This is a genomic window from Chromobacterium haemolyticum DSM 19808, assembly GCF_000711885.1.
GTDB classification, from domain to species: Bacteria; Pseudomonadota; Gammaproteobacteria; order Burkholderiales; family Chromobacteriaceae; genus Chromobacterium; species Chromobacterium haemolyticum.
The window spans coordinates 135895-160352 of the sequence record NZ_JONK01000008.1; the positions used below are offsets into that span (position 1 = coordinate 135895).

Here is a 24458-nt window from a genome sequence, read left to right on the forward strand (position 1 = left end):
TAGTTCCGGAAAATCAAGCACGCCATGTCATTTGTAGAAACTATCGATAATTTATGACGAATAGCAGTCACGATAATGCTAAAGTCGCCAGCGAACCCCGCGTGCTAATATTTTGATTTGAACCACAGAATCCCGTCGACGGACATGAACAGCGATACCCCCTATATTCTCATTGTCGAAGACGACGTGAGACTAGCCGAATTGATAGGCGCCTATCTGAGCAAGCACGGCTATCGCATCTCCCAGCACGGCCGCGGCGACACCGCGCCGGCCATCATCCTGGAAGAAAAGCCGGACCTGGTGATCCTGGACATCATGCTGCCAGGCAAGGAAGGCTTCGACGTCTGCCGTGAAATCCGTCCGCGCTATAACGGCAGGGTTTTGATGATGACCGCGCGCGACGAGGACGTGGACGAAATCCTGGGCCTGGAACTGGGCGCCGACGATTATCTGGCCAAGCCGGTGGAACCGCGCCGCCTGCTGGCGCGGGTGCGCGCGCTGCTGCGCCGCGGCGGCCCCGGCGCTCAGGCCGATGGCGATAACGGCGGCGACGACAGCTTCACCTTCGGCCAGTTCTGCATCAGCCAAGCCACGCGCGAGGCGACGCTGAGCGGGGACTTGATCGACCTGACCACCGCCGAATTCGACCTGCTGTGGCTGCTGTCCTCCCACGCCGGCCAGGTGCTGTCGCGCGACGACATCATGAGCGAGTTGCGCGGGATAGGCTTCGACGGGCTGGACCGCTCGATAGACGCACGCATTTCGCGACTGCGTCGCAAGCTGGGCGACAATCCGGACGCACCGGCCCGGATCAAGACCGTTCGCGGCAAAGGCTATCTGTTCTCTCGCAGCGACTGGGAATAAAGCATGAGCGCGCGTCGTCTTCGCGGCTGGCTCAAGCCGTCGCTGGGCACCCTGTTTGCCCGCTACTTCTTCGCAACCATGCTGGCTGAGCTGATCATCATCATCGGCTTTGGCTTCATGGTCACCAAGCTGTACGAAAACAGCGACCGCGACAGCAAGCTTCAATTCATGAACGGCACCGTGACCCTGATCCGCCAGCAGCTGGAACAAACGCCGCACCAGGATTGGGACCGCAAACTCGCCGATATCGCCCGCGCCTTCAGCTACCCTGTCAAGCTGATCGCCCATCCTCCCGACGATTTCGAACCGGAAGGCCACGCCGCGCTGCTGAGCGGCCGCCCCTATCTAGACTTCGACAACCAATTGCTCTACGTACCGCTGCCCCATGATCCGCGCCTGCTGCTGCTGGGCCCCTTGGAGGCGCCGCCCAGCAATAGCAGCTGGATCAGCGAGGACATGGAAATCCTGCTGCTGTGGATTTTGCTGACCGGCTCTACGCTGGGCACACTGATCTATTTCAGCCTGCGCCCGCTATGGAAGGACTTGCTGGAAGTGCGCCTCAAGGCGGAGATTTTCGCCGACGGGGATTTCAGCGCCCGTGCACAACCCTCCAAGAGCCGGCTGCTGGCGCCCTTGTCGCGCGCCTTCAACAGCATGGCGGCACGGCTGGAGCGGCAGATGGAAACGCGCCAGGCGCTGTCGCACGCCATCGCCCACGAAATCCGCACGCCGATCGCGCGGCTGCGCTTCGGCCTGACCATGCTGGAGGAGGAAGAGGACGAAAAGGAGTGGAAGCGCTACCGCGAAGGCATGGAGCGCGATATGCAGGAATTGGAAGAACTGTTCAATACCAGCATGGAGTTCGCCAAGCTCAACCGCAACGAAGTGCCCTTGCACTGGGAAACGGTTGACCTTTACGACTGGTTCGACGATCTGGTCGATCTGGTCACGCCGCTGAAACCGCCCGGCATCAAGCTGGAGCTGGACTGCGCGCTGGGCAATGGCGCCTTCGACCGCAAACTGATGTACGTGGCCAGCCGCAACCTCTTGCTCAACGCCTTCAAATACGCCAACGCCCAAGTACGACTGACGGTGTGTCACAACGCCGCCGGCCAGTTGCTGATCCATGTAGATGACGACGGCTGCGGCATCCCCGAGGCTGAACGCGACAAGGTGTTCGAACCCTTCCTGCGCCTGGACCGCAGCCGCGACCGGGCCACCGGCGGCTACGGTTTGGGCCTGTCCTTCGTCAAACTGATCACCGAACACCACGGCGGCCAAGCCAGCGTGGCCGCCAGCGAACTAGGCGGCGCGCGCTTTACGCTGTGCATCATGCAGCCACAGCAATAGCACGGTTTACGATCTGCGGCGCGCCATGAGGCATGACACGGTGGTAGCGCATTCGAAATGCGCGTGTACCGCTGGCACACTCCGGATTCTCAGCTGTTTTCGCCTTGTCTCGCCCTAGCTCGCGAGACTTTGAACAGCCCCTAAACACTCCCGATAAAGATGCCGGAACGCCGTCTCCAGAGCCAGCAAAAAGTAAAGCCGCAGTTTGTTAAATAATCTGAATTGGGTCACGGTCCGTCACAAAGCGGGGACAGGAAGCCAACAGACCCAGGACCACCATCCCTGGATAATGCCAGCATCTCAACTTGGATTCGGGTATTTTCCATGGTTTCTTCACGACCGGCCGCCCTGCTGGTACACGGTCTGGGCGGCAGCGCATACGACCTTGGCGCGCTTGGACGCACGCTGGAGGAGGCTGACATCGTCACGCACACCCCGCTGCTGCCGGGACATGGCGGCGAGCCGGAAGATCTGCTGTCCGTCCGCTGGCAGGACTGGGTGGAAACCATACGCAAGGAATACCTGGAGCTGAAAACGCGCCACAAAGTAGTGCACCTGGCCGGCGTTTGCCTGGGCGGCCTGGTGGCGCTGGAAGTGGCGCGGCTGGAAAACCACAAGGACGGCCTCGCGCTGTACGCGCCGCCGCTGTTCCTCGACGGCTGGAGCCTGCCCAAGCTGACTTGGGCCCGCCACATTGTCTACCGCATTCCCGGCCTGGCCAAGAAGATGCGCGTGCCGGAGGTTGAACCTTTCGGCATCAAGAACGCCCGCATCCGCAAAGCGATCCAGCAGCGCTTCGAACGCGGCGAGCGCTTCCACTACGCCTACATCCCGTTGGCCTGCATCCGCCAAGTGGATGGACTGCGTCGCCAGTTGATGTCGCGGCTGGAGCAGATCACTTGCCCGACGCTGATCGTACATGCCGACGAGGACGACATCACCAGCCCGCGCTCCGCCCATCACCTGCAACGCCACCTGGGCGGCAAGGTCGATTTCATGCCTTTGTCCAACAGCTACCATATGGTGATGGTAGACAATGAGCGCGGCGAAGTGCTCAAACGCAGCCTGAAGTTTTTCAACCAGCGCGCTCAAGCGCCGGCCACCGCCGCCGAGCAAAACGGCTGGGCCCTGTTCGCCGCCGCCTGAACGCCGCGCACTCGCAATCAAGGCAAGCTTCCTGCTTGCCTTTTTTCTTGCCCGCGCAGTCGCATCGGCTTTATCAGCCTGAATTAAAGTTGCAAGCGATCACAACTGAAAGTTGAATTTAACAGCTGAGCAAACTTCTAAGCCGGCTCGTCACCAACCGTCATCAAGCCAGAACACAGCAACAATGGAAGGCCAGGATCAGCTGAAGCAAACTGTTTGCACGAGCCGGATCGGCCCCCAGCCGGTCTTGCAACGGTTCCGTTCTCTTCCCTTTGTGTGACTTTGCGTGCCCGCCGGCTTCGGCGGGCATCTTTTCTTTCAGGCGCCCGCCCTGTTTTGTTACAGATCGTTACACAAGCTCTTCACCCTGCACACAAAGAGCGCTTACAAGCTCAACAGACTGAATTGCTTCTTATTCGCACAATATTGCCGTTATCAACAAAGCAAATAGTCTCAAAAATGAAAAAACTAATCACCGCTTCCGTGTTGAGCCTGGCAGCTCTGTCCGCGCATGCAGCCGATCCCGGCTTCTACGTCTTCGGCAACACCGGTTATAACTTCTCCAAGCTGGAGTCCGGCAACCGCAACATCATTCTGAAAGACGCCAAGGCCGCCGGCACGGTATGGGAACTGGGCGCGGGCTACCGTTTCAACCAATACCTGGCAACCGAACTGTCCTACGCCGATTTCGGCAAATCCAAGGCCAACGGCTCCATCGCACCGTCGGTGCCCGTGTTCGGAGGCAGCCGCGGCGATGTGTCGGTCGCCACCAAGGCCGAACGCATTGCCGTGTTGGGCATTCTGCCGGTGACCCAGGATTTGGAAGTCTTCGGCAAGGCCAGCCTGAACAATGTCCATACCAAGCTCAAGATCGACCAAGTTGGCAACAAGACTTTCAACGACACCCGCTTAGGTCTTGGTTTCGGCGCGCAGTATCAGCTGCACAAAAACCTGTCTCTGCGTGGCGAATACGAATACATCGCCGGCAATGACTTCCAAATGGCGGGCCAGAGCTTGATCAAGACCTCCGGCACCAGCGTGCTGAAGGCCGGCATCAGCTACCACTTCTGATCGCGCGTCTTGCCTACACTCGCCAGTCGCGGCCCCTGCGTTCGCGGCTGGTTTTGCGTTTCAGGCCGCCGGCACCGCCATGCCGCGCCGCACCGCCGGGCGGGCGCTCAGCCGCTGGAACCAATCCCATACCCGGGGAAACGCCGTCAGATCCACCTGATGCCATTCGTGACGCGCCGCCCATGGATAAAGCGCGATGTCGGCGACGCTATACTCGCCGGCGACGTAAGCTCGCCCTTCCAACTGCCGGTCCAGCACCCCGTACAGACGCAAAGCCTCGTCGTGGTAGCGCTTCTGCGCGTAAGGCAGACTTTCCGGCGCGTAGCGCAGGAAATGGTGAGCCTGCCCCAGCATCGGCCCAAAGCCGCCCATCTGGAACATCAGCCATTGCAGCGCCTCGTAGCGCGCCGCGCCCGCCGCCGGCAACAAACGGCCATGCTTTTCCGCCAGATATTGCAGAATGGCGCCGGACTCGAACATCGCCAGCGGCCGCCCGTCCGGCCCGTCGCTGTCCACGATGGCCGGGATCTTGTTGTTGGGGCTGATGGCCAGAAAGGATTCGGCAAACTGCTCGCCCTTGCCAATGTCCACCGTGTGCACGGCGTACGGCAACTCCAGCTCTTCCAGCATGATGGAAATCTTGCGCCCATTGGGCGTGCCCCAGGTATACAGATCAATCACGATACGCGTCTCCCGTATTCAAGGCTCCGGCGGCTCGCGCCTGCGCGCGCCGCCCCGTCTGCTACAATGCAGCCCATTTCAAGCCTTCAGGATACTGCGATGAGCCAGCCGCGCGTCAATGATGTCAAAGCCTTTCTCTTGGACCTGCAAGACCGCATCTGCGCGGCGCTGGAGCAGGCGGACGGCGGCGCTCAATTCGTCGAGGACGCTTGGCAACGGCCGGGCGGCGGCGGCGGACGCAGCCGGGTCTTGGCCAAGGGGGCCTTGTTCGAGCAGGCCGGGGTCAATTTCTCCCACGTCTACGGCGACGCGCTGCCCGCCTCCGCCACCGCCCACCGGCCGGAGCTGGCCGGCCGCGGCTTTCAGGCCATGGGCGTGTCGCTGGTGATCCACCCGGAAAACCCGCACATTCCCACCAGCCACGCCAATGTCCGCTTCTTTATTGCGGAAAAGGACGGCGAGGCGCCGGTATGGTGGTTCGGCGGCGGTTTCGATCTGACTCCGTTCTATGCGGTGGAAGCCGACGTGGTGCACTGGCACCGCGTGGCCCGCGATTTATGCCAGCCCTTCGGCGAGCAGGTGTACCCGGACTACAAGCGCTGGTGCGACGAGTACTTCTACCTGAAACATCGCCAAGAGGCGCGCGGCGTCGGCGGCCTGTTCTTCGACGACCTGAACGCCTGGGGCTTCGATTCCTGTTTCCGCTTCATGCAGGCGGTGGGCAACGGCTTCATCAACGCTTACTTGCCCATCGTCGAACGCCGCAAGGGCGATAGCTGGGGCCACCGCGAGCGCCAGTTCCAGCTTTATCGCCGCGGCCGCTATGTCGAATTCAACCTGGTCTGGGACCGCGGCACCCTGTTTGGCCTGCAGTCCGGAGGCCGCACCGAATCCATCCTGATGTCGATGCCGCCGCTGGCGCGCTGGGAATACGATTACCAGCCGGAGCCGGGCAGCCCGGAAGCGGCGCTGACCGAGCGCTTTCTGGCCCCGCGAGACTGGCTGGCCTGAGAGCCGCGACCGAACCGGATACCGCCGCTTTCTTCAGCCCTCACATGAGTTTAGCCAATCACAAGAACGACGAAATCGGGTATCCTTGCGCAGCTGCCCATAACAATCCCATGACCATCCGTTCCGCATGAATCAACCCCATTTTTCGGCTGGGCTCTCCAGCCGCGCCGCCCGCCCCTGGCAGGAGCCGGCGCTGTGGCTGCTGTTCGCCGTCGTCTGGTTCGGCTCCCTCGGCTACCGCGGGCTGATTCACGCCGACGAAGGCCGCTACGCGACGCTGTCGCTGTTCATGCTGCACAGCGGCGACTGGATCACGCCGCGGCTGAACGGCCTGCTCTACTTCGAAAAACCGGCGCTGCAATACTGGATGGGCGCGCTGAGCTTCGCCGCCTTCGGCGTCAACGAGTTCGCCGCCCGCTTCTGGCCGGGCCTGACCGGCTTTCTGTCCGTAGCGATGTGCGGTTTCACCGCGCGCCGGCTCTGGGGCGTAGACGCCGGGCGCTACGCGGCGCTGACCGCCGGCAGCTGCGCCTGGATTGTCGCCAATAGCCATTTCCTTTCGCTGGACATGGGGGTGAGCTTCTTTCTCACCGTGGCGCTGTGCGGCTTCCTGCTGGCGCAACACGACAGCGCCGACGCGCGCGCGACCCGTCACTGGATGTGGGTCACCTGGGCGGCGATGGCCGCCGCCACGCTGAGCAAGGGCTTGATCGGCCTGTTGATCCCCGGCGCCACGCTGGTGCTGTACAGCCTGCTCAATTGGCAATGGGGCTTCTGGAAACGCATGCACTGGCTGAGCGGCCTGGCCTTGTTCCTGCTGCTGACCGCGCCCTGGTTCATCCTGGTGTCCCAGCGCAACCCGGACTTCGCTCACTTCTTCTTCATCCGCGAGCACCTGGAGCGCTTCCTCACCACCGAACACAAACGCACCGGCGCGCCGTGGTATTTCGTTCCCTATCTGCTGCTGGGCCTGCTGCCCTGGACCAGCCTGCTGCCGGCGCTGTGCCGCGACGGCTGGCGCGAACCGGGCACGCGGCTGCGCGTCGGCCGCCTGCTGCTGATCTGGTCGGTCTTCATCTTCGCCTTCTTCAGCAAATCCAGTTCCAAGCTGCCGTCCTACATCCTCCCGATGTTCCCGGCGTTGGCCCTGCTGCTGGCGCCCACGCTGCAGCGCATGCCCTCCGCCGCGCTGAAGAAGCACCTGCTGCCGACCCTGCTGCTGTGGCTGGCCGCGCTTGCGCTCTACCCCTTTGTTGATCGTTTCGCGTCCGAGGACATCCCGTTTGATGTGCTGCACGGCTTCGCCCATTTCGTCGCCGCCGCCGCCTTGCTGTTCCTGGTCTGCGCCGCCGTCGCCTGGCGCTTGCTGGGCCGCGAACGCAAGCTGGCCGCGCTGTGCTGGCTGGCCTTCGGCAGCTTGCTGGCCGTCAGCGTCGCCGCCGCCGGCCACGATAGCTATGGCCGGCTGAAGGGCAGCAAGGAAATCGTCCGCCAGATCCAGCCTTATTTCAATGCGGACACGCCGGTGTTCTCGGTCCGTTATTACGACCAGACTTTCCCGTTCTATCTGGGCCGCCCGGTCACCCTGGTGCAGTTTGTCGATGAGTTTGAATTCGGCGAGAGCCAGGAGCCGCAGCGCTGGATGCCGCGGCTGGAACAATTCGTCGCCGCCTGGAGCGCCGCCCCGCGCGCGCTGGCGATGACCGACCCCGCCACCTATCAGGAACTGCAAGCCCAGGGCCTGCCGATGCGGGTGGTCTACCAAGATCCGCGCCGCCTGGTGGTGGCCAAGCCGTGAAACAGCCAACCTTTGGACCCGCTCTACTATGAAGTTGATCGAATTCGGCCTGATTCTGCTCGGCGTGCTGCTCAACGCCGCCGCCCAGCTATGCTTGAAGGCCGGCGTGCGCCAGATCGGCCACTTTGACTTTTCCGCCTCCAACGTACTGCCGATAGGCTGGTCGCTGGCCACCAATCTGCCCATCGTCGGAGGCCTGTCCTGCTATGTCGTCAGCGTGGTGGTATGGATCATGGCGCTGTCGCGAGTGGAGGTCAGCATCGCTTACCCTATGCTGTCCATCGGCTACGTGGTCAACGCGCTGCTGGCCTATTGGCTGTTCGGCGAAGCGCTGAGCGCTCAGAAACTAATCGGCATCGGCGTCATCATCATCGGCGTGGTGCTGGTCGCCCGCAGCTAAGCAGAAAGGCTCAAATGGATTTCCTGCCCTTCACCCGCCCGGACATCGACGAAGCCACCATCGCCGCCGTCGGCGAGGTGCTGCGTTCCGGCTGGATCACCACCGGTCCCAAATCCCGTCAACTGGAAGCCGAGCTGTCCGCCCATGTCGGCGGCCGTCCGGTACGGGTGGTGGCATCCGCCACCGCCGCGCTGGAAATGGCCTTGCAAGTGGCCGGCGTCGGCCCCGGCGACGAGGTGATTACCTGCCCGCTGAGCTGGGTGGCCACCGCCAACGTGATTCTGAAAGTGGGCGCCAAACCGGTATTCGTCGACGCCGACCGTGCCAGCCGCAACATCGACCTGAACCAGGCGGAAGCGGCAATCACCCCGCGCACCCGCGCCATCATCCCGGTGGACCTGGCCGGCCTGCCGGTGGACCGCGACCGCCTCTACGACATCGCCAAGCGCCATCGGCTGCGCGTGATCGAGGACGCCGCCCAGTCCATGGGCGCCAACTGGCGCGGCCGCCGCATCGGCAGCTTTGGCGATTTGGTGTCCTTCAGCTTCCACGCCAACAAGAACATGACCAGCGGCGAAGGCGGCTGCCTGGTGCTGAACGACGAGGACGAAGCCCGTCTGTTCGAGAAGCTTCGGCTACAGGGCGTGACCCGCCACGCCGACGGCGGCATGGACGTGGACGTGCTGGGCGGCAAGGCCAATATGACCGATATCGCCGCCGCCATCGGCCTGGGCCAGTTGCCGCGGCTGGAGGGGTTCAACGCCCGCCGCCGCGAGCTGGCGGCGCTGTATTTCCGCCATTTCGACCGCCAGCTGGGCTGCGAACTGCCGCTAGAGGACATGGCCCAGAGCAATTGGCATATGTTCCAGCCGCTGTTGCCGCTGGACCGAATGAGCATGGACCGCGGCGAATTCATCGCCCGGATGAAAGACCTGGGCATAGGCGTGGGCGTGCACTACCCCGCCATGCATTTGTTCACCTTGTTCCGCGAGATGGGCTTCCAGCCGGGAGATTTCCCGGTGGCGGAAGACATCGGCCGCCGCACCGTCACCCTGCCGCTGTTCCCGGCCATGGCCGACGAGGACGTGGAACGCGTGTGCGCCGCCGTGAGCGGCGTGCTGAAGCCCGTGCTGAGCGTATAAAACATCTATGAAAAGCGTAATCGATCTTTCCGTCGTCATCCCGGTATACAACGAGCAGGACGTGCTGCCGGCGCTGTTCGACCGCCTCTACCCCGCGCTGGACGCGCTGGGCGTGCGTTATGAAATCGTCTTCGTCAACGACGGCAGCCGCGATAAAAGCCCGGCCATGCTCGCCGCGCAGTTCGACCTGCGGCCGGACGTGACCCGAGTGGTGCTGTTCAACGGCAACTTCGGCCAGCACCGCGCCATTCTGGCCGGCTTCGAATACAGCCGCGGCGATCGGGTGGTGACGCTGGACGCCGACCTGCAAAACCCGCCGGAAGACATCAAGCTGCTGCTGGCTGAAATGGACAAGGGCCACGACTACGTCGGCTCCATCCGCCGCCAGCGCAACGACAGCCTGTGGCGCCACCTGGCCAGCCGCGCGATGAACCGCCTGCGCGAGAAACTGACCCGCATCAAGATGACCGATCAGGGTTGCATGATGCGCGCCTACAGCCGCCGCATCATCGACACCATCAATCAGTGCAACGAGCTGCACACCTTCATCCCGGCGCTGGCCTATCAGTTTGCGCAGAACCCGACCGAAGTCACCGTCGGCCATGAAGAGCGCTTTGCCGGCGAATCCAAGTACTCGCTGTACAGCCTGATCCGCCTGAACTTCGACCTGATGACCGGTTTCTCCATCGTGCCGCTGCAGCTGTTCTCGCTGCTGGGCATGCTGGTCTCCGCCGGCTCCGGCGTGCTGGTGGTCTACCTGGTGCTGCGGCGCTTCATCGTCGGCCCGGAAGTGGGCGGATTGTTCACTCTGTTCGCCATCGCCTTCCTGCTGATCGGCATCGCGCTGTTCGGCATCGGCCTGCTCGGCGAATACATCGGCCGCATCTACCAAGAAGTGCGGGATAGACCGCGCTATGTGATCGGCGCGGTGCTGGAGCAAAAGGACAAACCATGAAAGCCGTGGTCTTCGCTTATCACAATGTCGGTGTGCGCTGCCTGAGAGCGCTGATCGGCGGCGGCGTGGATGTGGCGCTGGTGGTCACCCACCGTGACAACCCCAATGAAAACATCTGGTTCGCCAGCGTGGAGCAGGTGGCCCGCGACTACGGCATACCGGTGATCACCCCGGACGACCCGAATACGCCGGAAGTGCTGGCCCAAGTGCAAGCGGCGCGGCCGGACTTCCTGTTCTCTTTCTATTACCGTCACATGCTCAAAGCCCCGCTGCTGGAATGCCCGGCGCGCGGCGCCTTCAATATGCATGGCTCGCTGCTGCCCAAATACCGCGGCCGGGTGCCGATCAACTGGGCCATCATCCACGGCGAAACCGAAACCGGCGCCACCCTGCACGTGATGAACGTCAAGCCGGACAACGGCCCCCTCGTCGATCAGATGGCGGTGCCCATCTTGCCGGATGATAATGCCGACGAAGTGTTCGCCAAGGTCACCGTGGCCGCGGAAATGGTGCTGGCCCGCAGTCTGCCGGCTCTGCTTGCCGGCAAGGCCGAATTCCGCCAACAGGATTTGAGCCAAGGCGGCTATTTCGGCGGCCGCAAACCGAAGGACGGCCGCATTGACCCGCAAGCCGGCGCCGCCGATCTGCACAACCTCGTGCGCGCGCTGACCCATCCGTTCCCGGGCGCCTTCGCCGACATCGACGGCGGCCGGCTGGTGATCTGGAAAACCCTGCGCGCAGGCGGCCACGGTCAGCAATTGCAAACCGCCCGGCTACACTCAGAAAACGGCGCGCTGTGGCTGGACGCCGTGGACGGCGGCCGCTTGAAGGTACTATCCGCCACGCTGGACGGCGCGGCGCTGGATCCGACGACAACACAGACGCTGACGCTGGCCTGAAGCGGCGCGCTCACGGAATACACATGCAAATCACAGTCCCCCTCCAGGGGACGATGAAGGAAATCTCAATGAAAAAAGTACTGATCCTCGGCGTCAACGGCTTTATTGGCCACCACCTGACCAAGCGCATCATCGAAACCACCGACTGGCACATCTACGGCATGGACATGCACGATGACCGCGTGGCCGAATGGAAAGACCACCCGCGCTTCCACTTCTTCGAAGGCGATATCACCATCAACAAGGAGTGGATCGAGTACCACGTGAAGAAATGCGACGTGGTGCTGCCGCTGGTGGCCATCGCCACTCCGTCCACCTATGTGAACAACCCGCTGCGCGTGTTCGAGCTGGACTTCGAAGCCAACCTGCCCATCGTGCGCCAGTGCGTGCAGTACAAGAAACACCTGGTGTTCCCGTCCACCTCGGAAGTCTACGGCATGTGCCATGACGAAGAGTTCGATCCGGAGAACTCTGAGTTGATCTGCGGCCCGATCAACAAGCCGCGCTGGATCTACTCCTGCTCCAAGCAGCTGATGGACCGCGTGATCCACGCCTACGGCATGCAAGAAGGCCTGAACTACACGCTGTTCCGTCCGTTCAACTGGATCGGCGGCGGGCTGGACAACATCAATACCCCGAAGGAAGGCTCCAGCCGCGTGATCACCCAGTTCCTGGGCCACATCGTGCGCGGCGAGACCATCAAACTGGTGGACGGCGGCCATCAAAAACGCGCCTTCACCTATGTGGACGACGGCATCAGCGCGCTGATGAAGATCATCGAGAACAAAGACGGCAAGGCCTCCGGCCAGATCTACAACATCGGCAACCCGGCCAACAACTATTCCATCCGCGAACTGTCCTCGATGATGCTGGACCTGGCCCGCGTCTACCCGGAATACCAACTGAACGCCGACAAGGTGAAGATCGAGGAAACCACGTCCGGCGCTTACTACGGCAAGGGCTATCAGGACGTGCAGAACCGCGTGCCCAAGATCGACAACACCATGACGGACCTGGACTGGAAACCGAGCGTGACCATGGCCGACGCGCTGCGCGGCATCTACGACTACTACCGCGACCAAGTGGCCGCCAGCCGCGACCTGTCCCAGTAAGCGGCCCCGGCGCCGGCCCAAGATCCACGGCCTGGCGCCGGCTCCAGAGATCCTTCATGAGAAAACTCGCTCTTAAAATCGACGTCGACACCTGGCGCGGCACCCGCGACGGCGTGCCGCGGCTGATGCACATGCTGCAGCAGCACCACGCCAAGGCCACCTTCTTGTTCAGCCTGGGCCCGGACCATACCGGCCGCGCGATCAAACGGGTGTTCCGCCCCGGCTTCCTGTCCAAGGTGTCGCGCACCTCGGTGGTGGAACACTACGGCATCCGCACCCTGCTGTACGGCACCGTGCTGCCCGGCCCTGACATCGGCAAGCGCGAAGCCGAGCTGATGCGCGAAGTGCGCTCGCAGGGCTTCGAAGTCGGCATCCACACTTGGGACCACATCAAGTGGCAGGACTATGTCGCCGGCAAGGACGCCGCCTGGACCCGCGCCGAAATGCGCAAGGCGGCCGAACGCTTCGAACAGATCTTCGGCGAACCGGCGCGCACCCACGGCGCTGCCGGCTGGCAGATCAACGACGCGGCGCTGGCCTATGAGCGCGAGCTAGGCATGCTGTATGCGTCCGACGGCCGCGGCACTCACCCGTTCCAGCCGGTGGACGCCGCCGGCCAGCCGCTGGGCGTGCCGCAATTGCCCACCACGCTGCCTACGCTGGACGAGCTGATTGGCCTGGACGGACTTACCGCCGACAATGTTCATCACCACATCCTGGCGCTGACGGAAGAAGCCCCGGCCACCGGCCATGTCTACACGCTGCACGCCGAACTGGAAGGCTTGCGCCTGGGCTATACCTTTGAGCACCTGCTGGTGGGCTGGAAAGCCCAGGGTTATCAGTTGTGCAGCTGCATCGAGCTGTTCAGCAGCCTGGACACGGCCGCGCTGCCCGCCGGCCGCGTGGTGATGGGAGAGATTCCCGGCCGCAGCGGCACGCTGGCGCTGCAAGCCTAAGCTGTTCACGATCTCGCGAGCACGAGCGAAACAAGGCGAAAACGAGCGAAAAAGCGGAATGGTCGAGTGGTACATGAGCATTTTGAGCTTGTTTTTAACGCCGTATCGCCGCAGCGCAGCAGATCGTGAACCGGTTCTAAGCAGGGCAAGGCGATAAGCCCGCCTCCTGCTTGATGCGGAAACACGACAAAAGATTTCGCGCCGGTCACGCTACCGGCGCGGCAAGACACAAGCTCGGCAGGCGATCAGCCGCGTTTGTTGAGGCGCAGGGTCAGGGTCAATTCGCCTTCGCCGTCATTTTGCGACTGGATGTTCTTCAAGGTTATGCCGCTGGGCAGCAGCACGCTGATGCCGTGGCCGACGCCGTACTTGGACAAGGTTTTTTCCAACTGCCGCGCCATCCCCTTGGCCGGCAATTTAGCCTCCTCGTCCAGCGCGAAACCATAAGACTCCGCGGCGGAGCCCATTGCTTGATCCACCTGTTCGCGCGGGACGAACTTTTCAGCGGCGCTGGCCAGTTGCTTGGCCGACACGTCTTCCTCGCTGCTCACTAGGTTGAGGAACTCGTCCTTGAAACGCGCCTGTTGCAGCGGGTCCTCTATCTCCTCCGACAACTGCTCCACCACGCTGGCCATCATTTTGCTGCTGGATGCCTTGTCCGGCACCCGCATGGCTTTCAGAAAATCGTCCAGCCAGAACTTGGCCTCGCGGCTGAGCCGGTCCACCGCGTACACCGTGGGGCCATGCTCCAAAATCAACGCGCCCTTGTCGATCAAACGCGGGTTGATGCCGGACGCGTGGCTGATGTCGAATACGTCGCCGGACTCCACCACGGTGAGGAAATCATCGCGGATCTCGGATTTGAACACCCCTAGCGCACGCAGCTCGCGGTCTCCGTCGTTGAGGCCGGAAAACAAAATCACCAACAGGTCGCCGGCATTGATGTTGGGGTGCTGCGAACGCGCGTACAGATGCTTGGCGATGCGCTGGGACACCGCCAGGAAGTCCAGCTCTCCGTGGAAAAACTGGCGGGTATAGTGGTAAATCTCGTTCAGATTAAGATCGGACTCGTGGAAAAACTGATGCTGGCGCTTATCCGACACGATGTTCTTCAAATAGCCGCCCAACAACAAGGAGGACACTTCCTCGTCCACGGAGCTGGTCCTTTCGGACAAGCGCGCGCCCTCGCCGCGCGCGGCGTTGCCCACCCGGTGCACCACCAAGCGCTCCACCCTGCATTCGCCAATCGCCAACATTTCCACGCTCCCACCTAAAATCGAATGCGCGATTATTGCCACTACGTCCGGGCTTGGCAACCGCGAAAGCGGCCTGCTATTCCGGCAAGGCCAGCGGATCATCGGTCAGGGAGTCCGCCAGGAAGTCCATCAGCAGCCGGACCTTGGGCGACAGCTGGCGGTTGTGCGGCGTCAAGGCCCAGATGCCCTCTTCCGGCTCGCGGTAATCGGCCAGCACCTCGATCAGCTCTCCGCTGCTCAAAAAGCGGGCGACGTAGTAATCCGGCAATTGCGCCAGCCCCAGGCCCAAGCGCGCCGCGTGCGCCAAGGCGTGGCCGCTGTTGCAACGCAAGCTGCCCTTGATCCTCACCTGCCGCCTGCGGCCGCCTTCCAGCAGATGCCAGTGCTCGCCCCCCAAAGACAGGCAGTTGTGACGCTCCAGGTCCGCCGGCTCCAGGGGCGTGCCACAGCGCTCCAGATAGGCCGGCGCGGCGCAGACATGATGGCGACGCGAGGCCAGCCTTCGCGCTATCAACGTGGAATCGCTCAAATGGCCGATGCGGATCGCCAGATCGTAACCGTCCTGCACCAGATCCAGCACTTGGTTGGACAAGTTCAGGCTGGCCTCCAGCTGCGGGTGGCGTTGTAGAAATCGAGTCAACAACGGCGCGATATGGCTTTCGCCATAAGCCAGCGGCGCGGTGAGTTTGAGCTTGCCCTGCGGCTGCGCCTGATGACGCGAAATCGCCTGCTCCGCCTCCGCCAGCGAATCCAATAACTGCCGACAGTGGCGCAGATACAACGCGCCGATCTCGGTCAGCGCCTGATGGCGGGTGGTTCGATACAGCAATTTGGCGCCCAGCCGCTGCTCCAGCTGCGTGACCTGACGGCTGACCTGAGCGACGGAAATCCCCAACGCCTGCGCCGCCTTGGTGAAACTGCCCTGTTCCGCCACGCTGACGAATTCGCAAATGCCTTCCCAACCCAACATTATTCCACCTCGGAAAAAATCATTTACCAATTGCCACGATTATCTATTCAAACACGAGAAATACAATTGAAGTTTTGCCGCCGACGGCCAAAAACCGCCGACGGCGTCGATCCAACACCAAGGAGGGCTCATGAGCCAGGACATCATCAAGTGCAAGGCCGCCGTGGCCTGGGCCGCTGGTCAGCCGCTGAGCATTGAAGAAGTGGAAGTGCAGCCGCCTCGCGCTGGCGAGGTGCGGGTGAAAATGGTGGCTACCGGCGTGTGCCACACTGACGCCTTCACCCTGTCCGGCGAAGACCCGGAAGGCGTGTTTCCCTGCATCCTGGGCCATGAAGGCGGCGGCATCGTAGAATCCGTCGGCCCCGGCGTCAGCAGCGTGGCGGTGGGCGACCACGTGATTCCCCTCTACACCCCGGAATGCCGCGAGTGCAAATTCTGTCTGTCCGGCAAAACCAACCTGTGCCAGAAAATCCGCGCCACCCAGGGCAAGGGCCTGATGCCGGACGGTAGCACCCGTTTCTCCAAAGACGGCAAGCCTATCTACCACTATATGGGCACCTCCACCTTCGCCGAATACACAGTGCTGCCGGAAATCTCTCTGGCCAAGGTCAATCCGGCCGCGCCGCTGGAAGAAGTGTGCCTGCTGGGCTGCGGCGTCACCACCGGCATGGGCGCCGTGATCAACACAGCCAAGGTCAAGGCAGGCGACAGCGTGGCCATCTTCGGTTTGGGCGGCATCGGCCTGTCCGCCATCATCGGCGCGCGCATGGCCGGCGCCGGCCGCATCATCGGCATCGACATCAATGAGAGCAAGTTCGAACTGGCGAAGAAGCTGGGCGCCAGCGATTGCGTCAACCCCAATGATTTCGACAAGCCCATCCAAGACGTGATCGTGGAGATAACCGACGGCGGCGTTGATTTCTCCTTCGAGTGCATAGGCAACGTCAAGGTGATGCGCGCGGCGCTGGAATGCTGCCACAAGGGCTGGGGCGAATCGGTGATCATAGGCGTGGCCGGGGCCGGGCAGGAAATCTCCACTCGCCCGTTCCAGCTGGTCACTGGCCGAGTATGGCGCGGTTCCGCCTTTGGCGGCGTGCGTGGCCGCAGCGAACTGCCGGACTATGTGGAGCGTTATCTGAAGGGCGAATTCCGTCTGGACGACTTCATCACCCACACCATGCCGCTGGAGCGCGTCAACGAAGCCTTCGACTTGATGCACGAGGGCAAGAGCATTCGTTCCGTGATCCACTACTGAGCCGGAGACACGCGTGAACCTGGAAAACATCAGCGCCAACAAATCGTTTGGCGGCTGGCACCGGCAGTATCTGCACGATTCGGAGACGCTGGGCTGTCGGATGCGCTTCGCCGTCTATCTGCCGCCGCAAGCCGGGGCCAACCGGCGCGTGCCGGTGCTGTACTGGCTGTCCGGCCTGACCTGCACCGATGAGAACTTCATGCAAAAAGCCGGCGCTCAACGCGTCGCCGCGGAACTGGGACTGGCCATCGTCGCGCCGGACACCAGCCCGCGCGGCGCGGAAGCGCCCGACGACGAGGCTTTCGACCTGGGCCAGGGCGCCGGCTTCTACCTGAACGCCACCCAGGCGCCGTGGGACCGTCACTACCGGATGTACGACTACGTCAGCCGGGAACTGCCGGCGCTGATCGAAGCCAACTTCCCCGTCACCGAGCAGCGCGCGGTGGCCGGTCACTCGATGGGCGGTCACGGCGCGCTGATCTGCGCGCTGAAGCGGCCGCAGGACTATGTCTCGGCATCGGCGTTCAGCCCGATCTGCCATCCGGTCAACGCGCCTTGGGGCCAGAAGGCCTTCGCCGCCTACTTGGGCGAAGACCGCGCCACCTGGGAGGCTTGGGACGCCAGCCTGTTGCTCAAACACGCGCAGCGACAACTGCCGCTGCGCGTGGACATTGGCCTAGCCGACAGCTTTCTGGACGTGCAGTTGCAACCGGAGGCGCTGGAACGGGCGGCGCGGGACTGCGGCTACCCGCTGGAGCTGCACCGCCACGCCGAGTACGACCACAGCTATTACTTCGTCGCCAGCCTGATTGAGGAACAGCTGCGTTTCCACGCGCGCCACCTTGGTCTGTGAGACGATGGAACGCAAAAAAGCCAGGCAACGCCTGGCTTTTTTGTTGAATCTGGTGGAGGGAGAAGGATTCGAACCTTCGAAGGCAGAGCCGTCAGATTTACAGTCTGATCCCTTTGACCGCTCGGGAACCCCTCCAGAGAGAGGCGCATGATATAGCCTCGCGCCGCCCACGTCAATCACCGCCTAGCGAAAACCCTTTAGAGCGTGTTTACGATCTGCCGCGCTTCATGAAGCATTGCACGGTGAGCACAAGCCCAAAATGCTCATGTACCACTCGGCCATTCCGCTTTTTAGCTCGTTTTCGCCTTGTCTCGCCCTGGCTCGCCAGACTTTGAACAGGCTCTTAGCCTGCTGCCCCGTGCCGGCAGCGGATTTGGCAAATCTGCGCGCGCGGACGCTCAAGCGCGCCAAGAAAGCCCGCTGTGCCATTGGCATGATCTCGCCATCAGGGACACGCCCTGACACACGGAGACAAGCCATGCAGATCATTCCTCTCGCCGCGCTGAGCCTAAGCCTGGCCGCCGCCTTGCTGGCGCAGCCGGCGTTGGCCGCGCCCAAGCTGCAAAAAGCCCCTCATCAGGCTCAGGCCCGGCCGAAACAAGCGCCGCCGCCGCGGCAATGGCAACAGCGTCCGCCAAGCGACGCGCAATCCCGCTACCGCTTGCCGGACGACCGCACCGTGATCGGCAAGCCCAAAAGCAAGCTGATCCGCCGCGCCGCAGTTGTGCAATGCCCGGACGTGAAAGCGATGGCCGGCTACAACGGCGCGGCGCTGGCCAACTACCTGGCCGGCCTGCCCGACTACACCTGCGCCTACGGCCTGTTCTCGGTGGACAGCAAACTGGCCGCCACGCTCTACAGCGCGGCCAACCTCAACGCCGTCGCCGGACGCTTCGCCCAAGAAGCCGCGGCGTACAACGCCGGCTCGATGACTCTGGTCAACCTCACCCTCTATCTGCGCGCCGGCTATTACCTGGCCAGCGGCGGCGCCCTGCCGGCGCTGGACCCCAATCTGCTCTCCGTGCTGCGCCCCGGCATCAAGCAACTGGCCGACGGCAACACGCTGTTCTCCGCCAACGCCCAGGCCTCCACGACCGCCGGCGAGGTGATGAAGCTGATCACCAATATGGCGGACGAGGCTTACTATCTGCCCAGCATGCGCGCCATCGTGCAGCGCTACACCAATAGCGCCAGCCAGCCCAACGCCGCCCAGGCCCTGCGCGAAACCACCGCCAGCCAAGGCTTCACCGGCGCGCTGACGGTGTTCTTCTACGCCCACGGCCGCGCCAACGCCGCGCCGCTGTTGCAGAACGACGGCAGCTACTCGGCGGCGCTGACCCGCTTCGCCCTGGCCAACAAGAGCGCCCTGCTCGGCACCGAAAGCGCCTTCCAGCTGGGCGACGCCACCCGCGAAGGGCTACGCTTCATGCAATACCCGGCGCTGAAGCCCGCGATCAAACCCCAGGTCCAGGCCATTCTCTCCGGCAGCAGCATGACCGGCAACGACAACGAGCTGTGGCTGGCCGCCGCCGAGGCGGTGAAGTATTACGACGCCGCCAGCTGCGCCGATTACGGCACCTGCGACTTCGAAACCCGGCTCGCCGACGCCATCCTGGTCAATCGCTACACCTGCAGCGCCAGTATCCGCATCCGCTCCCAGGAAATGACCCTGGACCAGCTGCAGTCCTCCTGCGCGCTGCTGCAAAAAGAGGAGTCTTACTTCCACCAGATGCTGCAAACCCGCAAACAGCCGGTGGCCAACGACAACAACACCTCGCTGGAAGTAGTGGTGTTCGACGATTACAACAACTACGCCAAGTACGCCTCCATCATCTACGGCATCAGCACCGACAACGGCGGCATGTATCTGGAAGGCGACCCGGCCGCGGCCGGCAACCAAGCGCGCTTCATCGCTCACGAAGCCTCTTGGCTGCGCCCAACCTTCAAGGTCTGGAACCTGGAACACGAATACATCCACTACCTGGACGGCCGCTTCGACATGTACGGCGATTTCAGCGCCAGCACCCGCCTGCCCACGGTATGGTGGATAGAAGGGCTGGCCGAATACCTGTCGCTGGGCAACGGCAACCAGCCGGCCATTGACGCCGCCCGCAGCGGCACTTACACGCTGAGCCAGATCTTCGGCAACACCTACGACATGACGGACTACGTCACCCGCGCCTACCGCTGGGGCTATATGGCCACCCGCTTCATGATGGAGCGCCACCGCGGCGATGTGGACGGCTTCCTCGCCCGCTTCCGCAGCGGCGATTACAACGGCTATCGCAACCAGATCCAGCAGATAGGCGCCCGCTACGACGCAGAGTTCGCCAGTTGGGCGCAAAGCGCCACCACCTCCGGCCAGCCGCCGCTGCCGCCCGACACGGGGCTGCCGCCGTGCAAGGAAGCCTCTCCCAGCTACCTGGGCAAGAACTGCTCCATCAGCGGCCTCTCAGCCTCCGCTTCCGGCGCGGCCTACGCCACCATCATGCTGCCGGCCGGCGCGCGCAACCTCAAACTGTGGACCAGCGGCGGCAGCGGGGACGTCGATCTCTACGTAGCGCTGGACCGCTACCCCACCCCCGGCAATTACGACTACGCATCCGCCGGGTCAGGCAACGAGGAGAACGTGGCCATCGCCGCGCCGCAGGCCGGCCGCTGGTACTACCTGACGCTGCAGGCGCGTCAACCTTTCGCCAACGTCACGGTCAGCGCCAGCTACGATTAGCGAGCGGTTAAAAGCCTCGCGCTAGCAACGTCAACCCAAGCCGCCGCGGCCCGTCCGCGGCGGACTTGCAAAATGGGTTGAATTAATGCACTTTGTTTTCAAAAAATGATTAATGAATGACATTAAGATTAGATAGCCCGGTCCGCCGTCGGCGGCTGGCTGTTTCTTTGGAGCGCAACACACCGTAAACCGCTTATAAGGCCGCCCGCCATGCCCATGCCGCCGCAACGCCCCTACATCGTCAGCGACCTGAACGCCATGCAGGCGATGGCCGTCTTGTTCGATCAGTTGCCCGATGTGGTGTTCGCGGTCAAAGACCTGGACAGCCGCTACCTGGCCTTGAGCGAGGGTTGCGTGGGACGTTGCGCGCTGCGCAACAAATGGCAGGCGGAAGGATTGACCGCGCACGAGTTGTTTCCCAACGCCATGGCCAACCGCTACCGCAGCCAGGATCTGCAGGTCTTCTCGGAGCAGCGGCCGGTGCGCAACCGGCTGGATCTCACCGTCTACCATGATCGTGCGCCCGGCTGGTGTCTGACCAACAAACAATCGCTGCACGATCCTGACGGACGCTTGATCGGACTGGTCTGCATTTCCAAGGACCTGACCGAACTTACCCGCGAGAAGCTGCTGGACGAACGCTTCGCCGCCTGCGTAGACCATATCCAGACCCATTACGACCGCCCCTTGCATCTGGAGGAATTGTGCGATCTGTCAGGTCTCAGCGTCGGCCAGATGGACCGGCGCATGAAGCGGGTGTTTCAGGCCAGCGTAGGCGAGTTCATCCGCCTCACACGAATGGAAGCCGCCTGTCACGCCATCCAGCACAGCGGCCGGCCGCTGGCCGACATCGCCGCAAGCTGCGGCTTTTCCGATCAAAGCGCGCTAACCCGGCTGTGCCGGCAGATGTTCGGCCTCAGCCCGCGCCAATTGCGCCTGCGGACACCGCCCCCCGGCGGTCCTCATCTTGCGGCGCCCGGTACAATCCGGGCCGCCGGTCATCAAGCACATGATTGCGCTGACTGATGAACTTGTCCCGGCTGGCCGCCAGGTCCAGCTCCGCCAGCAATAACTGGTCCGACTTCAATCCCGTTTCGGCCAGCGCCTGCGGATAGCCGTTAGCGTCAACGATCAGCGAAGCGCCGCTCCAGTCCACGCCGCGCTCGCGGCCATGGCGGTCGCACACCGCGATCGGCAAGCGGTTGAACGCCGCGTTGGCCTGAGCCTTGAAACGCTCGGCCTGCCGCTCCGCCGGCGGATGCGGCAACACGGGCCAATTCACCGGCGCGCACAATAATTCAGCGCCGGCCAAGGCCGGCAAACGCACCCACTCCGGCACCTCCAAGTCATAGCAGATCATCAGAGCCAGCCGACCAAACCGCGTATCCAACACCGGCGGAGGCTGGTCGCCCAAATCGAAGATCAGCTTTTCGGCATCCCACAGATGAGCCTTGCGATACCAGGCCTGTTCGCCATCCGGCCCCAACAAGACCGCACTGTTGTACAAACCGCCATCGGCGCCGGCTTCGCAAAAACCCGCCGCCACCACCATGCCCAACCGCCGCGCTAACGCCGCCCAGGCTGACACGCTGCGGCCATCGGCCGCCTCGGCCAAGCCCTGCGCCTCCTCGCGGCTGGCGAATACATAGCCGGTATTGGCCAGTTCCGGCAAGACCGCCACTTGCGCGCCTAGCGCCGCCGCCGACTCCAGCGCCCGCTCGGCGCGCGCCAGATTGCCATCGACATCGCCAAATACCGGTGCCACCTGGCAACAGGCTACTTTGATCTTGTTCATCTCACCGCTCCCATGCCGCTTGGGCCGCCTCTTGGCGGCTCAACATCCAATAAGCGCCGCCGGACACCAGCAGCCCCACCACCCATGACAAATCCACACCGCCCAAAGCCCTCGCCCCCGGCCCGGCATAGGCCCCCAGCACCACAAAGGGCAACATGGCCAGCAGACCGCCAAGATAGGACAACAGACCAGGGCGCGACCATTGCCCATAAACGCCGTCGGCTAGACAGATGTCGCGGATCGCATAGCACCCGCGTCGCACCCAATAGAAATCCACCAGATTGACCGCGCTCCAGGGTACCAGCAGATAAAGCATCAACGACACAAAGACATTGAAGCTGGCCAGGTAATCCGCCGACAAGCCCAGCGCCGACAACCACACCACCACGGCGGAAACCGTTATTCCGCCCACGCGGAAAATCAGCCCACGCGGCACAGGCCGCATCGCGTCCAATGCGCTAAGCCCGGTCAGCATGGCGCCGTAGAAGTTCACCGCCATGATGCCCACCAAGGCTGGCGCGGCAATCAGCACGGCTAAAACGCCAAACCCCGGAGCCAGCGCCTCGCCCAATTGTCTCAGGCCCTCTATGACATTCGACGGCGCCAGCTCTCCCGCCAGCACCGCACCCAACGACATCAGCCACAAGGCCGAACCGGCTGCGCCCAGCCAAGTCCAAGCGATCAGCCGCGCGGCCGGCGTCTCCTCGGGCAAATAACGAGAATAATCCGACACATACACCGAGTAGCTAAGCTGATAGCCGGCCGCCGCCGACATCTGCGCCAACCAGGCCGACCAGGCGAAAACGCCCATCTCCACGCCACCGGCGGCGGCCAGCCTGACACATAGGGCAATGCTCAGCGCACCGAATATCAGAATCAGCACGCAGGTCAGCCAGCGCTGCACCACATGCAGCAGATCGTGGCCTACGATGGACACAATACCCGCCGCAGCGATCAAGACCGCATAGCTTGCCGGCCGCGGCGCTTCAAACACCACGGCGATGGCATCGGCCGCCAGGATCACGTCGAACACATTAAAACCGATATAAACAAAGACCGCCGCCATGAACGGCAGAACGGCGCCGCGGCGGCCAAACTGGGCGCGCGACTGAATCATCTGCGGCAAACCCAGGCGTGGCCCCTGGTTGGCGTGGCAGGCCATCAAAAAGGTGCCCAAACCCACGCCCAGCGCAATGGCAAGAATGGACCAACCGACGCCCAGGCCCAGCAGTGGCCCGGCGAAGCCAACCATCATGGTGGTCAGCACGAAATTGCCGGCAAACCAGAACGGCGCCTGGTGCCAGGCTTTGCCGCGCCGCTCCTCCGCCGGGACATAATCGATGGAGCGCGTTTCCAACCAGCGCTGCGCGCGCCTTTCCCGCTTGTGATCTTGTTGCATGGTCTCCTCCTGTGTTCCCCGGTCCGGCCGGAGTGAGGAGCCAGTCTAGATGGCCGCGCGGCGGCAACCCATACCTAATGCCCAATGTTCATATTGATGCGGATGAATGCGAGCCCCGGCCCCTCCAGGCCGGCACCGTTGCCAGACTCAGCCAAGCCCCGCGCAAAATGCGCTCGCAAGCCGCGAAGGGCGCCTTGCCGCCGTCCATCATTCCGTACATGCCTTCGAACAAACGCACCAGGAACTCGGCCGCGATGCCCACCTCGATGTCCTGCGGCAGCTCTTCCAGGGCGATGGCGCGTCTCAACTGGCGGCGCACATAATGCATGGTGGCGCGGTCCATCAGCTCTCGGCGGCGCAGGATGCCTCGGTTTTCCTCATTGCGCTCGCACTTGTGATACAGGAACTCGGTCACCCGTTGCGCCGGGCCAGGCTCGTGGAACTGGCGCAAATAATACATACCCACCGCCACCAAGGTTTCGCCCGCCGAAGCCTGCTCCGCCGGGAAACGCAGCGCATCCAGTTCGAACACCCGGTCCACCATTGCCCGGCACACTTCCATCTTGTTGTCGTAATGACCGTAGACCGCGCCGCGCGACACGCCGGCCGCGTCGGCGATCTGCGCCATGGTGGCATTGGCGACGCCTTGCAGCAGAAACACCCGCTCCGCTCCGTCCAGGATGGCATCCCGGGTCTTTTGCGATTCTTCCTTGGTTTTCCTGGCCATATCCGCCTCTGAACTTTTCCCCAGATGCTACCTCAAAGAATTAATTAATCAACCGTGATTGATTAATTGAATGGACAACATCCGACCCGC

22 protein-coding genes and 1 tRNA gene are annotated in these 24458 nt (G+C 62.9%); 16 read left to right on the forward strand and 7 right to left on the reverse strand.

Annotation, left to right across the window (positions count from 1 at the left end; translation table 11 throughout):
• Positions 1-144: 144 nt before the first annotated feature.
• From BR71_RS07865 to BR71_RS07880, 4 genes are all read left to right on the forward strand, one after another.
• Positions 145-864, forward strand: coding sequence for a response regulator (locus BR71_RS07865; protein WP_043635236.1), 720 nt, complete (start codon positions 145-147; stop codon positions 862-864).
• A gap of 3 nt (positions 865-867) precedes the next feature.
• Positions 868-2214 carry an ATP-binding protein gene (locus tag BR71_RS07870; RefSeq protein WP_043635239.1) on the forward strand — a complete coding sequence of 449 codons (1347 nt, stop codon included), beginning with the start codon at positions 868-870 and terminating at the stop codon, positions 2212-2214.
• Between the two features lie 324 nt (positions 2215-2538).
• Positions 2539-3360, forward strand: a complete 822-nt coding sequence (locus BR71_RS07875; RefSeq protein WP_019100922.1) for an alpha/beta hydrolase — start codon at positions 2539-2541, stop codon at positions 3358-3360.
• Between the two features lie 459 nt (positions 3361-3819).
• Positions 3820-4431, forward strand: coding sequence for an outer membrane beta-barrel protein (locus tag BR71_RS07880; protein WP_043635242.1), 612 nt, complete (start codon positions 3820-3822; stop codon positions 4429-4431).
• Positions 4432-4491: 60 nt separating this feature from the next.
• Here BR71_RS07880 and BR71_RS07885 read toward each other — a convergent pair whose 3' ends face one another.
• Positions 4492-5112, reverse strand: a complete 621-nt coding sequence (locus BR71_RS07885; RefSeq protein WP_043635245.1) for a glutathione S-transferase family protein — start codon at positions 5110-5112, stop codon at positions 4492-4494.
• Positions 5113-5211: 99 nt separating this feature from the next.
• Here BR71_RS07885 and hemF point away from each other — a divergent pair, with 99 nt between their 5' ends.
• The 8 genes from hemF to BR71_RS07925 all read left to right on the forward strand — a co-directional run bounded on the left by hemF (position 5212) and on the right by BR71_RS07925 (position 13385).
• Entirely contained in the window at positions 5212-6123 is a 912-nt protein-coding gene (hemF, locus tag BR71_RS07890; RefSeq protein ID WP_043635248.1) for an oxygen-dependent coproporphyrinogen oxidase, read from the forward strand.
• A gap of 127 nt (positions 6124-6250) precedes the next feature.
• On the forward strand, positions 6251-7921 hold the full coding sequence (locus BR71_RS07895; protein ID WP_081862598.1) for a glycosyltransferase family 39 protein: 1671 nt from the start codon (positions 6251-6253) through the stop codon (positions 7919-7921).
• A 28-nt stretch (positions 7922-7949) separates the two neighbouring features.
• On the forward strand, positions 7950-8321 hold the full coding sequence (locus BR71_RS07900; RefSeq protein ID WP_019102862.1) for an SMR family transporter: 372 nt from the start codon (positions 7950-7952) through the stop codon (positions 8319-8321).
• Positions 8322-8335: 14 nt separating this feature from the next.
• The gene (locus BR71_RS07905; RefSeq protein WP_043635251.1) at positions 8336-9463 is read left to right on the forward strand and encodes a DegT/DnrJ/EryC1/StrS family aminotransferase; all 1128 of its coding nucleotides are present in this window, start codon (positions 8336-8338) and stop codon (positions 9461-9463) included.
• A 7-nt stretch (positions 9464-9470) separates the two neighbouring features.
• Entirely contained in the window at positions 9471-10418 is a 948-nt protein-coding gene (locus BR71_RS07910; protein WP_019102860.1) for a glycosyltransferase, read from the forward strand.
• Positions 10415-11317: a formyltransferase gene (locus BR71_RS07915; protein ID WP_043635253.1), complete on the forward strand. Its 903-nt coding sequence runs from the start codon at positions 10415-10417 to the stop codon at positions 11315-11317. Before BR71_RS07910 ends, BR71_RS07915 begins: the two co-directional genes overlap by 4 nt.
• A gap of 68 nt (positions 11318-11385) precedes the next feature.
• A complete protein-coding gene (locus BR71_RS07920) occupies positions 11386-12429 on the forward strand; it encodes a bifunctional UDP-4-keto-pentose/UDP-xylose synthase (RefSeq protein WP_052370425.1) in 1044 nt (347 codons plus the stop codon).
• 56 nt (positions 12430-12485) lie between these two features.
• Positions 12486-13385: a 4-deoxy-4-formamido-L-arabinose-phosphoundecaprenol deformylase gene (locus BR71_RS07925; protein WP_043635256.1), complete on the forward strand. Its 900-nt coding sequence runs from the start codon at positions 12486-12488 to the stop codon at positions 13383-13385.
• A gap of 245 nt (positions 13386-13630) precedes the next feature.
• Here the strand turns inward: BR71_RS07925 and BR71_RS07930 are convergent, their stop codons facing one another.
• Together BR71_RS07930 and BR71_RS07935 are read right to left on the reverse strand one after the other, a co-directional pair.
• Positions 13631-14641, reverse strand: a complete 1011-nt coding sequence (locus BR71_RS07930; RefSeq protein WP_244269600.1) for a nucleoid-associated protein — start codon at positions 14639-14641, stop codon at positions 13631-13633.
• 76 nt (positions 14642-14717) lie between these two features.
• Positions 14718-15611: a LysR substrate-binding domain-containing protein gene (locus BR71_RS07935; protein WP_043635260.1), complete on the reverse strand. Its 894-nt coding sequence runs from the start codon at positions 15609-15611 to the stop codon at positions 14718-14720.
• Positions 15612-15741: 130 nt separating this feature from the next.
• Here BR71_RS07935 and BR71_RS07940 point away from each other — a divergent pair, with 130 nt between their 5' ends.
• Both BR71_RS07940 and fghA read left to right on the forward strand, forming a co-directional pair.
• Positions 15742-16866 carry an S-(hydroxymethyl)glutathione dehydrogenase/class III alcohol dehydrogenase gene (locus BR71_RS07940; RefSeq protein ID WP_043635262.1) on the forward strand — a complete coding sequence of 375 codons (1125 nt, stop codon included), beginning with the start codon at positions 15742-15744 and terminating at the stop codon, positions 16864-16866.
• 19 nt (positions 16867-16885) lie between these two features.
• Entirely contained in the window at positions 16886-17719 is an 834-nt protein-coding gene (gene fghA, locus BR71_RS07945; protein WP_179140705.1) for an S-formylglutathione hydrolase, read from the forward strand.
• Between the two features lie 50 nt (positions 17720-17769).
• Here fghA and BR71_RS07950 read toward each other — a convergent pair.
• Positions 17770-17854: transfer RNA gene (locus BR71_RS07950), tRNA-Tyr, on the reverse strand.
• A gap of 343 nt (positions 17855-18197) precedes the next feature.
• Between BR71_RS07950 and BR71_RS07960 the strand changes: the two genes are divergently transcribed.
• Positions 18198-20447 carry a M9 family metallopeptidase gene (locus tag BR71_RS07960; protein ID WP_043635270.1) on the forward strand — a complete coding sequence of 750 codons (2250 nt, stop codon included), beginning with the start codon at positions 18198-18200 and terminating at the stop codon, positions 20445-20447.
• 210 nt (positions 20448-20657) lie between these two features.
• Positions 20658-21473: an AraC family transcriptional regulator gene (locus tag BR71_RS07965; RefSeq protein ID WP_043635273.1), complete on the forward strand. Its 816-nt coding sequence runs from the start codon at positions 20658-20660 to the stop codon at positions 21471-21473.
• Here the strand turns inward: BR71_RS07965 and BR71_RS07970 are convergent.
• The 3 genes from BR71_RS07970 to BR71_RS07980 form a co-directional block, all read right to left on the reverse strand.
• Positions 21364-22242 (reverse strand): nitrilase-related carbon-nitrogen hydrolase, encoded by an 879-nt coding sequence (locus tag BR71_RS07970; protein ID WP_052370426.1) that lies wholly within the window; start codon positions 22240-22242, stop codon positions 21364-21366. The genes BR71_RS07965 and BR71_RS07970 overlap by 110 nt on opposite strands.
• A gap of 1 nt (position 22243) precedes the next feature.
• Entirely contained in the window at positions 22244-23641 is a 1398-nt protein-coding gene (locus BR71_RS07975) for a purine-cytosine permease family protein (protein WP_052370427.1), read from the reverse strand.
• Between the two features lie 88 nt (positions 23642-23729).
• Entirely contained in the window at positions 23730-24368 is a 639-nt protein-coding gene (locus BR71_RS07980; RefSeq protein WP_052370428.1) for a TetR family transcriptional regulator, read from the reverse strand.
• Positions 24369-24458: the final 90 nt, after the last annotated feature.